Here is a 14,541-nt window from a genome sequence, read left to right as displayed (position 1 = left end):
CCGCAACCGATATATCCCGTGTCAAAATAAAAGCGTATATACTCGTTATGCGGTACAACAAAGCCATTGAATAATGTCCCATCGTTCGCGACCGTTACCGCGCCAAGACCTCTCCCTGACCAAGGGTAATCATGTACTCTGTTCAAAAAATATTCCCATGCCTCCGAGCGTCCCGACAGGTCAATGCCTGTATCGGTCTCCCGTTCGAAGGAGCGTTTTTTTAAATTGTTCCATTGCAGGGCCACCGCCCCCAGAGCAACCAAAAACGATCCGGCCAGCGGTAGCAAATAATTGACTTTCCCCTTGAGGTACTGACGGGCAATATCAAACAGATACACAGCAAACATTAATAACAATGCCAGAATCGGTCCACGTGTACCGGTGGCGATCAGAATCAGAAAGTTCAGTGCCAACACAGTGTAATAAAAAGCAGCTTGCTTGGGTCTGCGCTTGACCTCAATTAGAGAGACGGCAATTCCGAGAAAGGAGAGCATTGCCAGATGCGGCGGTATATTCGCTCCTTGTACTCTGACTGCGCCCGTAAATTCTACATCCGTAAACGAATGCAGCCCCAGAACCTGCAAACCCAGCCCAATGACCACACTAATAATTGGCAACAGACTGATCAGTCGGATATGCTTTTCTGCTACATCCTTTTTCCATTGGATCAATAAAAAAAAGAAAGGGAGTGATAAACCGACAAACGCCTTGACGGCAATCGAGGTCGTTAACAAAGGCAGCCATGCTGAAAATCCAAATGTGATCCCCAGCATGATCACCAATGCCCAGACCGGATAGCTGAACTTGAGACGTATGCCATACACGAGCATGCACGGCACCAGCAGAGCCAAAATGCCCAATTTGTATAATGACAAAATTTCAATACCGAACACGCCACCCTGATACAGAGAATCGACTGAGACTGCTGTACTTAGCAAAACAGCATAGCTGATGCGCTCCGGATGATGGATAGAAACAGCCAGCAAGAGCAGTAAACATACCGCCGCAATACTGACCACCGGCTGATAGGTAGCCGCAATTCCTACAGCAAGAGCGCCCAGTAGAAAAATAAAAACATGCTGTATGGTGTTTATTCTAGTAGTCCAAGGATAGTTACTCATGTTCCATCTTTCACCCCGCAGCTGACTCGCTTTTCCGGTTGCGCAGTGTATCCAGCGTCCCACGGATACTTTCAAGCCTGCACCGGTTCAACAGCTTCCTGCCCTCACTACGTGCCAGCAGGGAATCCACAGTGATGTATAACACTTTGGCTGCCATCTTCGCCATCAGCATCGCGTTGCCGCGCAGACCTACGGCCTGAGCAGCGTTAGACATGCCCTGACAATAGTAGCGGTTCATGATCCATTCTTTCGTTAACCGTGAAGACGGCACAAAATGTTCCACAGACATGTGTGGATGATACATAATCGTTCCACCATTTTTACGGATTTGCTCAAATACCCACGATTCTTCACCTGATAGAAGGATATCTCCCTTTCTGCCTAGATGAAGCGGGAACATAACGGCGGCAAAAGCCGTTTTGCGCATCGCCATATTCGCTCCAAATGGATTCAGTCCAGACGGATATTCACGAACGGCTTTGCCCAGATCAATAATCGTGTAAGGCAGTTCAAGCGGGCCTGTTAGCCAACCCGGTCGTTCCGTCTCAAACATAGGGTCAATTTTCCCACCCATAGCCGTCAGCTCAGGATTGTTCCCGAATGCTGACATAATCGTTTGCAACCATGTAACACACGGAATTGCATCATCATCGAGAAAAGCAATGACTTCCGCTCTTGATAACGTAATGCCTGCATTACGAGCAGCAGACAGTCCTTGTTCGCGCTCATAATGATATCGGAGATGGATATTCTGACCATAGGCGACGGTGAACCTTTTGATCGTCGCTGCTGTATGATCGGTGGATCGGTTATCGACCACAATGATCTCAGCCAGTGCAAGGTCTTTCAGCTCCAGCAGGGACATTAACGTTTTCTCCAGCAGGTCCGCCCGGTTATAGGTGCAAATAACGACGGACACTGCGGGACATCGCTTGAATGCATCCATCAGTAAGCATCCTTGGAGAACAGCATTTTAACGCCTGTTTTCATGATGATTTTCAAATCGAGCCACGTATTGCGAACATGAATATACTTCAAATCCATTTGCACCATTTCTTCGAAGCCTACACTGTTACGTGCGCTCACCTGCCAGTAACCCGTACATCCCGGTGTTACAATCAGGCGTTGCTTATCATAATCGGAATATTGCTCGACCTCGCTGGGCAACGGCGGACGCGGACCGACTAAGGTCATGTCGCCGACCAACACGTTCCACAGCTGCGGAATCTCATCAATACTCGTCTTGCGCAGAAAACTGCCAATTTTCGTGATCCGAGGATCGTTTTTAATTTTAAACATGGCGCCGCTCACTTCATTCAGCTCCATCAAGTCCTTTTTCAGTTCCTCAGCATTGGACACCATTGAACGGAATTTATACATATCGAATAACTTCTCATTCTTGCCCACCCGAGTTTGCTTGAAAAACACGCTTCCCTTTGGGTCTTCGAGCTTAATCAAAACGCCTACCACTACAAAAAGCGGAAGCAAGACGATCAAGCCCACGAACGACAGCAGCATATCAAGGAGGCGTTTTGTGACCAGGTAGGACGTTTTATCCTGAATTTGTGTATTTCCGTATGGCATGTAAAACGCTTTACCTGACATGACAGCCTCGCCGTCCTCCGGTAAATTTTCCATGCTCATGCTGACGTACCCCCTCTCAACCTGCCGTGGTTGCTTTCTCGGTCTTTTTCAACCATTCATTCATGGCCTCCATAACCGGATACTTCAAATCATCGCTGGCAAGTGCAAATTCAAGTGTGGTTAAAATATATCCAAGACGCTCACCCACGTCATAACGTGTGCCTTCAAAATCATAGGCGTACACACGCTCACTCTGATTCAGCTTTTGGATCGCATCCGTCAACTGAATTTCGCCGCCAGCTCCTTTTTCCTGAAGATCAAGATATTTGAAAATTTTCGGCGAGAACACGTAGCGACCCATAATAGCCAAATCGGATGGCGCTGTGCCTGGAGCCGGTTTTTCTATAAAATTATTCACTCGGTACAAGCGTCCGTCCTGCTGATCCGGTTCAATGATGCCGTACCGGTTCGTAAATTCCTGCGGTACCCGCTGCACACCGATAACCGAATTTTGAGTTTCCTCATACTGATCCATCAGCTGGCGCAGGCAAGGTTTTTGACCTGTTACGATATCATCGCCCAGCAGCACACCAAACGGCTCGTCCCCGATAAAGCGTCTTGCGCACCATACCGCATGTCCAAGACCTTTGGGTTCTTTTTGGCGAATGTAGTGAATTTCCACTCCTGAAGAACGCTGTACTTCCTCCAGAAGCTTCAGCTTACCGTCCTCGAGCAGTTTGGATTCTAGCTCAAATGCGTTGTCAAAGTGATCCTCAATGGCACGTTTGCCTTTACCCGTAACGATAATAATGTCCTCAATACCAGAAGCAATCGCTTCTTCCACGATATATTGAATCGTAGGCTTATTGATAATTGGAAGCATTTCCTTAGGCATCGCTTTTGTGGCAGGGAGGAAGCGCGTACCTAACCCTGCTGCTGGAATAATGGCCTTTTTCACTCTTTTCGTCATCGCACTCATTCTCCTTGCTTCATCGAATTTTGGTGTTGCTTACTTCACCTGATTCATCACAATTCCAACCAGCGTCGCACTGGCCTGCTCCATGAGTTGCTTTGTTTTGCGTAGATCTTCCCGTTTGGTACGACCATGTCTAGCAACGAGAATCACACCATCCGTCAAGCCTGCAATCAAGCGAGCATCCGTATAATTCAACGCCGGAGCCGAATCAAGCAAGATGATGTCATATTCACGTTTGAGCTCTTCCAGCAGCTCAGCCATACGTTCGCTACCGAGCAGATCTGCTGCGTTGTACAGGGTGTCTCCACCGGGAACAACCGATAGCTCCAGCCCACCATGCCTAACGATAGACTTGGAAGAAGCCCCACCGCGCAAATAAGCCGATAGACCTCCGGTATTCTCCATTCCGAATATCTCGTGCAGCGCTGGTTTATGCAGATTGCAATCCACCAGAGCCACCTTCTTGCCTTCTTGTGCAAAGGAAACTCCGATGTTGGCGAGCAGTGTAGTTTTACCCGCTCCGCTTTCCGGCGAGGTCAACAATAGAACCGTTCCACGGTCCTTTTGCCCAATCACCTGCTGCCGGATGTATGTACGGAGGGATCGAAATGATTCCGAGATATACGATGATGGATTACTTTCTGTAATCAACATGTCATTCAATCGCAGCATATTCACGCTCCCCTACCCGTTCTTTGGAATTTCCGGCTGCTCCATCGACGTCCTTCTTGCGAATGACTGGAATCGATGCAATTACCGGAATACCGATGTCCGCGTCCGCTTCTTTCTCCGAGCGCAGCGTGCCGTTAATGCTTTCCAGGAACACAATCGTGCCCAATGCAATCATCAGCGATACGAGAAAACTAATCGCAATATTCATGAGCGGGTTCCCATTAATCGGGTCAGGATTGGCCTGAGGGTCCGCTTCATTTAAAATTTTCACATTATTCAATTCCATCAATCCCGGAACTGTCTGTACGAATTTCTGGGTTACCGCGTTTACAACCGCTGCGGCCTGTGGATAGCTCCCTGCCTCAAACGTCAAACCGATAACCTGACTTTTATCCGAGGATTTAATCTGCAGCTTCTCTGCCAACTTCTGCTGCGTCAAACCGAACTCGGGATGAGCCGCTACAACAGCGTCCATAATTTTAGGTGAAGTGAGAATTTGCTTGTAGCTTTCCACCAAATTAAGACTTGTGTTGACGTCGTTCAGATTGTTACTCCCCTGCTTGGCGGAAATATGATTAACCAGCAGTTGGCTTGAAGCGGAATAGACTGGCTTCACAACATTGTCGCTCACAAAGTATGTTGTTACACATGAGAGAATGACAAAAATTGCGATCAGCCACAATCTTCTTTTGATCAGGACTAGATAATCCAAAATGGTTTTCTCCACAAAAATCCTCCCTCCTATACAATTTCTCTTCATATTTAAGTATGACTTTATTGTAACAATTGGCTCTGTGAACGACATGGAACCGAATGGCACTTTCTCCCTCACTATGGGGGGAGGGAAATGTATACTTTCGGATACGGCATGGTATACTTTTGTACCATGCTTTGTCGATTATGGAAAAAGAAATCGAAAAAAGCCTCAAAATCACAAAGCTTGGTGATTTTGAGGCTTTTCTTTCCACTCGCATCTAAAAGTGCAGCGCAGCTTATAGAGTCAGCGCATCATACCATGTTTGTTGGCTCGTACTTCGCCAGACCAATGGCATTGGCATACAATGCTGCCTGCGTACGATCCGCCAGCCGCAGCTTGGCCAAGATCTGACTGACATGCTTTTTGACTGTGAACTCACTGATAAATAACCGCGATGCAATTTCACGATTGCAGGCTCCTTGTCCCAGCTCGACCAGCACTTCCTTTTCCTTTGGCGTCAGGTCGTCCGACAGATTGCCCGCATCTTCACGCAGCTTGTTTTCGAGAATAGCCGGATCATAATATTTGCGTCCTTTGTTGACAAGATGAATCGCGTAAATTAATTCCTCAGGCAATGCTTCCTTAAGCACATAACCATCCACGGAAGCTTCCTCTGCTTTCAGAAAATCTTCACGTGTTGCGGAAGAGGTCAGCAAAATAAATTTGCTTCTGAAACCACGTCCGCGCGCTATCTTGATAATATCCAGCCCCGATTCATCAGCTAGTTTCAAATCCAGCAGCACCAGATCCGGATCTGTTTCCTCGATCACCACAAGTGCTTCCTGTTGATTCTGGGCCTCTCCCGCAAACTGAACATTGGGCTGCATGGATATAACCGCAGCGAGTCCTTTCCGTACTAAAGGATGATCATCGACAATGACAATTTTCATGATTCGGCCTCCTGTCTACAGTTCAGGATTTGCATAATCCCTATGTATCCGATTGTTACCGCAGATTTTGTATTGCAGAATGTTCACGCATTTTATTCGAGGATTTTGCAAAATCCTCATTCATAAGCATTTACCGGAATGGACAATCGGATCTGTGTTCCCTCTCCGATTCGACTTGAAATATCAAATTCGCCTCCCATCGATTGAGCTAAATATTCCATATTCATCATGCCCAGGCCCCCGCCTGCACTGACCGCCTCACCTCCTGCTACCATTCTCGCCGTCTCAAACCCTACTCCGTCGTCATGAATAGACAGTCTAATCACTTGGGGCGTCAATTTTAACTTCACATCAATTCGCTTGGCCAATCCATGACGGATTGCGTTCCCCGCCGCTTCGGAAATGATGCGGAACAAAGCTTTTTGGTACAAATACGGAAGTGAATAATGATCACCATGAATGTCAAAATCAATTTGTACATGGTTCAGCTTGGAGAGTGTATGGAGATGACTTTTCACCGTCCCTAACCAAGTTGAGCCTCCGCTTTTTTTCGAGCTTAGACTATGAATCGCCCCTTTCAGCTCTCTAACCGCTTGGTTAGCAGATTGCTGAATTAGATCAATTTGCTCCTCCACCTGCTCCTTTGGCTGATGACACCAGGTTTGCCGGAGAGAATGCGTTGCGTACACAATACCAAAAAGACTTTGAGAAACATTGTCATGCATTTCATTTGCAATTCGGTTCTGCTCATTCGTCACAATCAGCTGATTTTCAATACGCTCCAGCTCATAGCGCTCCAAGAACACAGCGCTCAGCTCAGCCAAGAATATCAGTTGTTGCACGAGCCAGCGTCTTCCTGTCAGACTTTGATCCGGGCCCAGCTTGAGGCCAATCGTCGCTACAAAACGGGTCGTCATCGGTACTGTGATCATGAGGAAATCGCCCCATTCTGGCAGATGTCTGAAAAATGGTTCACGCTCTTCCCTGAATTCCTCCCGATAATTCCCCAGCTCCTCAAATAGCTGCTCCTCCTCCTCTACCGTCCAGCCTGTCTGGCTACTTTCCGGTGCATCCTCCTCCTGACTATCCAGCCAGAAAAATGCACGGCTCTGCTTTGTTAGCTTGACAGTATAGTCTGAGATGACCTGGCCGAGATTTAAAGCCTCATTGTGGCTGGTCGTCTCCATGATGTGGTAAATCGACTTGATATGATCCATCGTCTCATTGGCTTGTTCTTTAGCCACCTTCAGTTCGTCCTTCATGACGCCGATAACCTGCATTGCCATCGTAGTTACGATCAGTACCAGAAACAAATTGATATTCTGCAATATAAGATCCCACAAAAAATATTGACCTGGTGTAAAAAAGATATAACAAAATGTAAGCACCAAGCCGATATAAGAAAGGAGGAGTGTCCAACTGTATCTCATAGACAGATGAGCACAAGCCACCAGCATGGGGGTAATCACATACCATTTGAACGGGCTATCCATCCCTCCGGTTGGGAATAACAACAAAATGATCCCTGCTGTTTCTAGTGCAATGCTGCATTTCAATACCATATCATGAAGTCTGTATTTACGGTAAATCCAAGTAAATGCTGTAACGGATAAAAATAGAAAACCAATCAGTAATAGCTTCTGCCACACGATTAACCTAGATGATTCGAACAGAAAAACAAGTGACGTTAGAGATAGTGATACATAACGGTATAAAAAAATCATTTTGTCTTCTGCTGACTTCCTCAACTTCATCCTGTCACCCTATTCTGTGTTTTGAAGGGACGATGGGCATATTAGGTTTGTTTGTGTACTCTAAAAAAATCATAACCAATCCAAAAATAAATAACAAGACATAAACTCTTACGTAAACGGTTACATTCCAAAAAATTTGGTACTTTTTATAACATATTTACCGTTTCAGGAAAACATTTTGGGGGTAATGTCAGAATTTATGACGTTTGTCAAGGAAATGAATCACATTTTTAGCAACCTAAAAAAGACTTGCTGGTACCACCGTGATTATAACAGCGGTATTCAGCGAGTCCTTTTTTAGTAAATTTGGTAGTCTACATTTTAGCCCCCGGCACGCGCCAATTCACGCATATTGGCTTCAAATGCTGCCAACAGAGCTTCATCTCCGCTCAAACCAGTTGCCTCTTCTTTTTGGATCTGTTCAACCATACGCTTGTAATCCTTTGGAATCACTCGTACAAACTGCTGAATCGCAGTCTGCCAATCATCCAAAATACGTTGTCCCGCTTCACTGCCCGTGTAAGTGACATGGCGTTGAATCAAGCCGCGCAAATCCGCTGCTTCTGCAGGTTCTTCCACACCTTCCAGCAACACCATTTCCAGATTACAACGGCTCAGGAACGTCCCCTCAGGGTCATAGACATATGCAATACCTCCGGACATTCCGGCTCCAAAATTCCGTCCGGTTCCACCCAATACCGCTACACGTCCGCCCGTCATATATTCGCAACCATGATCCCCAACGCCCTCAACTACAATTCGTGCGCCGGAGTTCCGAACGGCAAAGCGCTCGCCTGCGATTCCGCTAATGTAAGCTTCACCGCTGGTCGCTCCATACAAGGCTGTATTTCCGATAATAATGTTCTCTTCTGCCTTAAAGGTCGCTTTGTGAGACTTTTTCACTATAACCTTACCGCCAGATAGCCCTTTACCGACATAGTCATTGCTATCGCCTTCCACGCTCAGCGTGATGCCTTTCGGAATAAATGCCCCGAAGCTCTGACCTGCCGATCCAATAAAGTTAAAGCGAATCGTATCCTCTGGCAGACCCGCCGCTCCATACTTACGGGTAACCTCGCTGCCCAGAATCGTTCCTACCGCCCGATTCACGTTTGTAATAGGTAAGGTACCCTCAACAGGCGTTCCGTTCTCCAGCGCTTCCGCAGCCATCGGTACGAGCTGCTGCATGTCGAGTGTTTCTTCCAGACCGTGATTTTGGCGTTGTACGCGGTAACGTACACTACCTTCTTCCAACTCAGGAACATGCAACAGCAAGCTCAGGTCTACGCCCTTCTTCTTCCAATGTGAATCGGCGTTCACGGTATCCAGACAATCCGTACGTCCAATCATTTCCTGAATTGTACGGAAGCCCAATTCCGCCATAATTTCACGGACATCTTCTGCGATGAAACGCATAAAATTCACCACATGGGCAGGATCGCCCATATAATTTTTGCGCAGCTCCGGATTCTGCGTAGCCACACCAACTGGACATGTATCCATTTGGCATACCCGCATCATAATACAGCCCAACGCCACGAGCGGCGCTGTAGAGAAGCCGTATTCTTCTGCGCCCAACAGGGCAGCTACTACCAAATCGCGGCCAGACAGCATCTTGCCGTCTGTCTCCAGTACCACGCGGTCGCGCAGGTTGTTTAACATCAGCGTCTGATGCGTCTCCGCCAGACCCAGCTCCCAAGGCATACCTGCATGGCGAATGGAGCCTTGCGGGGAAGCGCCTGTACCACCGTCGTAACCGCTGACCAGAATAATGTCAGCACGGCCTTTTGCTACCCCTGTAGCAATCGTGCCTACGCCTACTTCTGACACCAGTTTCACGTTAATGTCAGCACGCGGATTGGCGTTTTTGAGATCATAGATGAGCTCTGCCAAATCCTCGATAGAATAAATATCGTGATGCGGCGGTGGTGAAATCAAACCTACTCCTGGCGTAGAACCACGTACCTCAGCAACCCAAGGGTATACCTTACGTCCTGGCAGTTGTCCACCTTCGCCCGGCTTCGCGCCTTGCGCCATTTTGATCTGAATTTCGTCGGCATTCACCAAGTAATTCGATGTTACACCGAATCGGCCCGACGCTACCTGCTTAATCGAACTGCGACGAGAATCGCCATTGGCATCCGGAATGAAACGTGCAGGGTTCTCCCCACCTTCACCCGTATTGCTCTTGCCACCGATCCGATTCATCGCAATCGCCATATCTTCATGCGCTTCCTGACTGATCGAGCCAAAGGACATGGCTCCTGTCTTGAAGCGACGCATAATGGATGCAGCGGATTCCACTTCTTCCAGCGGCACAGGCTCACCCGTAGGCTTCAACTGAAGCATCGAGCGGATCGTTAAATGCTGTTCCGTTTCGCCCCGCACCAGCTTGGCGTATTTCTTGTATAACTTGTAGTCTCCAGAGCGAACCGACTGCTGGAGCAAATGCACCGTTTGCGGGTTAAACAAATGCTCTTCCCCGTCATTACGCCATTGATAGTCGCCGCCCGAATCCAGCACTTTGTCGTTGCCGTCCTTGTCGGTGAAAGCACGGTTATGATGAACCAGCGCTTCCGTAGTCACTTCCTCCAGACCGATACCGCCAATGCGGGAAGGTGTCCAGGTGAAATAACGGTCAACAAAATCCTGTTTCAGACCTACAGCCTCAAAAATTTGTGCTCCACGGTACGACTGAATCGTGGAAATACCCATTTTGGACAATATTTTAACGACACCCTTTGTTGCCGCTTTAATATAATTTTTAACTGCCTTTTCGTGCGAGATGCCGCGCAGCAAGCCCTGCTGAATCATGACATCCAGCGTTTCAAAAGCCAGATAAGGATTAACCGCGCTCACACCGTAGCCAAGCAGCACCGCATAATGGTGAATATCCCTTGGCTCCCCGGACTCCAGCAAAATGCTCACACGTGTACGTGTACCCTGCTTAATCAGATGGTGATGCAGGCTGGAAACAGCTAGCAACGCCGGAATGGCCGCATTTTCCGCATCCACTCCACGGTCGGACAAAATCAGGATGTTATGACCTTTGTCAATGACACGGTCAGCCGCCTCAAACAATCCTTCCAGCGCCTTGCGTAAGCCCTCAGCACCTTCCTTCGCTTCAAAGAAGATCGGAATTGTCATTGATTTGAAGCCCGGACGGTGTACGTGGCGAATTTTGGCAAACTCCTCATTCGACAACACCGGCGAATCCAAACGAATCTGACGACAGCTTTCCGGTTCTGGATGCAGTAAATTGCGCTCTGGCCCAATCGTAGTTGCGGTTGACGTTACAATCTCTTCACGAATGGCGTCAATCGGCGGGTTCGTGACTTGGGCAAACATTTGTTTAAAGTAATTGTACAAACGTTGCGGACGATCAGACAGCACCGCCAATGGTGCGTCGTACCCCATTGAGCCAATCGGTTCTGCACCTGTAAGTGCCATCGGCTCCAGAATTTTGCGCAGTTCTTCAAACGTATATCCAAAAGCGAGCTGAAGCTGATTTACATTTTCATGTTTAGGCTCCGGCTGTTCTAGTGCTTCCGGCAGCTCATCCAGATCAACCAAGTGCTCATCCAGCCATTGCTGATAAGGTTCCTCGGAAGCGATACGTTCCTTTAACTCTTCGTCAGAAACGATACGGCCTTCTTGAGTATCAACCAACAGCATACGACCCGGACGGAGACGATCCTTATAGAGCACATTTTCAGGAGCAATATCCAATACACCCGCCTCTGAAGACAGTGCGATCAGATCGTCCTTGGTCACATAGTAACGTGCAGGACGCAGACCGTTGCGGTCGAGAATGGCTCCGATTTGGATACCGTCTGTAAACGCCATCGCAGCAGGTCCGTCCCACGGTTCCATCATGGTGCTGTGATATTCATAAAATGCTCGCTTCTTCGGGTCCATGGTTTCATGCTTGTTCCAAGGCTCCGGCACCATCATCATGGCTACATGAGGAAGGGAACGTCCGCTCAGATACAGAAACTCCAGCGTATTATCAAACATGGCTGTATCGGAGCCATCTGGGTTAATGACTGGTTTTACCTTCTTGATATCTCCACCAAACGCTTCGCTTTCAAACTGCGCCTGGCGAGCATGCATCCAGTTCACGTTGCCGCGCATAGTATTGATTTCACCGTTGTGAATCATAAAACGATAAGGATGCGCACGGTCCCAGCTCGGGAACGTATTCGTGCTAAAACGGGAATGGACCAGCGCGATCGCCGATGTCACCCGCTCATCCTGCAAATCCAGATAAAATTTGCCTACCTGTTCGGTTGTCAGCATTCCTTTGTATACAACCTTGCGACATGACAAACTTGGAATATAGAACGACTCACCGTTCTCATCCTCTTGGTTATAGCGAATAGCAAGCTCTGCACGTTTGCGAATGACATACAGTTTCCGTTCGAAGTCCAGCTCTTCCTTCAGATCGCTACTGCGACCGATGAATACCTGACGCACGCCCGGTTTAGCTGCTTTTGCCGATTTCCCCAGCATTTCGTCATAAGTTGGAACATCGCGAAAACCCAAACAATTTTGACCTTCGTCCACGATGATATCTCTTAGCTTCTGCTCATGTACCTCACGAACTTTGGGATCATTGGATACAAAAAGCATACCAACGCCATAATGTCCGGCCTTTGGCAATTTGAAACCCAATCGCTCCGCTTCCTCTTGAAAAAACAGATGAGGGACCTGAATCATAATCCCTGCTCCGTCACCGGAGTTTGGTTCACTTCCCTGACCGCCCCGATGCTCCATATTCACGAGCATGGTCAAAGCCTGACTTACAATATCGTGCGATGGTTTTCCCTTGATGTGGGCAACAAAGCCCATGCCGCAGGCGTCTTTTTCGAATTGGGGATCATATAGTCCCTGTTTGGGTGGTAAACCTGTCTGTCTCATGGAACGCAACCTTTCTGTTATAAAGTCATGCTGGCCTGAAATACAGGCGGCCGAATAGAAGACAGTGGCAACAAGAGGTAACTCAAAGAACAACTACGAGGAATGGGGGACAAAACATGTGACGTATTCAAGGCGGTACGGTCCGCTGAATGCGTATGTTTTTCAATAATTATGCAATGGCTTGACTTGAAAAATACGTCGATTCCACTGATGAATCTAATTAGTTCTATCATTTTATCATTGACCTATCATGTTAGCAATTCAAAGTTTTTATGATTGTGATAATAAATCTTTTACATTACAGCTTCAACGTATCAATGCAAAAATATCTCATTTTTATGTATAAATATTCACTTTTAAAAAACAGCCTTTCCTATTCCTCTAAGGAACAGAAAAGGCTGACAAAAGAGATTTGATGAGTTTATAGACCATCAAGTGTATTCCCGCAAATCAGATATCCGTATTAAAATTCGAGACTTTCGCCGGGCTTCAATGCTTTCCCTTCAATGCCTTCTTTGTGTAGACGATCACAGAAGCCGTCTCCGTCCTGCTCAATACCCGGGAACGTATTGTAATGCACCGGTATTACGCGGCTTGCACGCAGCCATTTTGCTGCCAGCAATGCATCCTCCGGTCCCATCGTATAACCATCTCCGATCGGCAATACCGCAGCATCGATGGAGTTAGTTTCCCCAATGAGACGCATGTCGCCAAACAGGCCGGTATCCCCTGCATGGAAAAAGGTTTGGCCTCCCATGGTCAATAAAATCCCCGCCGGCTCTCCCATGTAAATGGTTTGTCCGTCCACCGTCAAAGATGAGCTGTGGAACGCAAGCGTGAATTTCACATGGAAACCGTCAAAGTGGTGACCCCCACCCAGATTCATACCGTGAGCTTTGGCTCCCAAGGATGAACAATATTCAGCCAGTTCCGCGACCGCGATTACTGGACAATCATTGCGCTTGGCAATTTCAACAGCATCTCCAAAATGATCAGCATGACCGTGTGTCAACAACACGGCATCCACCTGAATATCCTCAGCTTTTACGGTTGCCTTAGGATTTCCCGTCAAAAAAGGATCAATAATAATCCGTTTCCCCTCTGCCTCTACCAGTACAACTGAATGTCCATAATATGTGATTTTCATATCATCTACGCCTCCTTTGTCACTTTCATTATTTTGGTTACTTTCCTTTACCTATTATAACTCTTTTGCATACTGGCTTCACCTGTACCACAAAATCCGTTCACAAAGCTGAACCCTATTGTTTAGAAAGGGCTGTTATTTGTAGAAAGTATGATGACCGATAGTTTTCACCTTGGTACGCGAATGATGAACCGTAAGGTCCTGGGCCAACGTAAGCGACAGGAAAAAACAGGTGTTATCAGGCACGGCTTTATGGCCGTTCAAAGCAGCAGTAACCGCACGGATGCTGTCCTGGTTGGGCTGAACACGACGAAGACGCCCGTTCGCGACCGGACTAAATTGCGCTTTTTGATAAATCACTGCCTGAATTGTATCGGGAAATGGGGCTGACCGCAGCCGGTTTAAGACAACGTTGGCAACTGCCACTTTGCCTTCGTACGGTTCGCCTTCTGCTTCTGCCATCACTATTTTTTGCAGCAGGAGCAGTTCTTTAGCGGAGACAGGATAGCTCCAGGTAGACAACGCCTTGTCATCCTGCGTGAGCATTTTTGTCTTCGTAAAGTAGATGGTTGTAGGAGGGGTTAGGATTGCGGACTTGCTATGCTGGACCTCAGGCTTTTTCTTGCCTGTAGCAACGTTATTCCGAGCTTGTTCCGCCTGCTTCATCTGGGAAGCAGGTAACGGAGTCGGCATGATTTCTTTCCAGCTTGACTGCCCATG

11 protein-coding genes are annotated in these 14,541 nt (G+C 47.6%); all 11 read right to left on the bottom strand.

The window, feature by feature from the left end; translation table 11 throughout:
• The coding region (locus GRP75_RS11820; RefSeq protein WP_160789394.1) for an O-antigen ligase family protein at window positions 1-1,121 on the bottom strand (1,121 nt) is incomplete at its 3' end.
• A gap of 10 nt (window positions 1,122-1,131) precedes the next feature.
• Window positions 1,132-2,067: a glycosyltransferase gene (locus GRP75_RS11815; protein ID WP_160789393.1), complete on the bottom strand. Its 936-nt coding sequence runs from the start codon at window positions 2,065-2,067 to the stop codon at window positions 1,132-1,134.
• On the bottom strand, window positions 2,067-2,765 hold the full coding sequence (locus GRP75_RS11810; RefSeq protein ID WP_013309152.1) for a sugar transferase: 699 nt from the start codon (window positions 2,763-2,765) through the stop codon (window positions 2,067-2,069). Before GRP75_RS11810 ends, GRP75_RS11815 begins: the two co-directional genes overlap by 1 nt.
• Before the next feature lie 16 nt (window positions 2,766-2,781).
• The gene (galU, locus tag GRP75_RS11805; protein WP_013309151.1) at window positions 2,782-3,675 is read right to left on the bottom strand and encodes a UTP--glucose-1-phosphate uridylyltransferase GalU; all 894 of its coding nucleotides are present in this window, start codon (window positions 3,673-3,675) and stop codon (window positions 2,782-2,784) included.
• A 39-nt stretch (window positions 3,676-3,714) separates the two neighbouring features.
• Entirely contained in the window at window positions 3,715-4,353 is a 639-nt protein-coding gene (locus GRP75_RS11800) for a CpsD/CapB family tyrosine-protein kinase (RefSeq protein ID WP_013309150.1), read from the bottom strand.
• On the bottom strand, window positions 4,337-5,080 hold the full coding sequence (locus GRP75_RS11795; RefSeq protein ID WP_160789392.1) for a Wzz/FepE/Etk N-terminal domain-containing protein: 744 nt from the start codon (window positions 5,078-5,080) through the stop codon (window positions 4,337-4,339). Before GRP75_RS11795 ends, GRP75_RS11800 begins: the two co-directional genes overlap by 17 nt.
• Window positions 5,081-5,361: 281 nt before the next feature.
• Window positions 5,362-6,000, bottom strand: a complete 639-nt coding sequence (locus tag GRP75_RS11790) for a response regulator (protein WP_013309148.1) — start codon at window positions 5,998-6,000, stop codon at window positions 5,362-5,364.
• Window positions 6,001-6,116: 116 nt separating this feature from the next.
• Window positions 6,117-7,754: a sensor histidine kinase gene (locus GRP75_RS11785; protein WP_028543112.1), complete on the bottom strand. Its 1,638-nt coding sequence runs from the start codon at window positions 7,752-7,754 to the stop codon at window positions 6,117-6,119.
• 321 nt (window positions 7,755-8,075) lie between these two features.
• Complete coding sequence (gene gltB, locus GRP75_RS11780) at window positions 8,076-12,674, bottom strand: glutamate synthase large subunit (RefSeq protein WP_160789391.1); 4,599 nt, start codon at window positions 12,672-12,674, stop codon at window positions 8,076-8,078.
• Between the two features lie 463 nt (window positions 12,675-13,137).
• Window positions 13,138-13,821, bottom strand: coding sequence for a metal-dependent hydrolase (locus tag GRP75_RS11775; protein WP_028543114.1), 684 nt, complete (start codon window positions 13,819-13,821; stop codon window positions 13,138-13,140).
• Window positions 13,822-13,956: 135 nt separating this feature from the next.
• Window positions 13,957-14,541: cell wall hydrolase (locus tag GRP75_RS11770; protein ID WP_160789390.1), on the bottom strand; the 585-nt coding region annotated here is incomplete at its 5' end.

This window comes from Paenibacillus sp. OT2-17 (genome assembly GCF_009827695.1).
Taxonomy (GTDB): domain Bacteria; phylum Bacillota; class Bacilli; order Paenibacillales; family Paenibacillaceae; genus Paenibacillus; species Paenibacillus polymyxa_B.
Note: the sequence above shows the minus strand (reverse complement) of the source record. Positions and strands in the feature narration are given on the sequence as shown.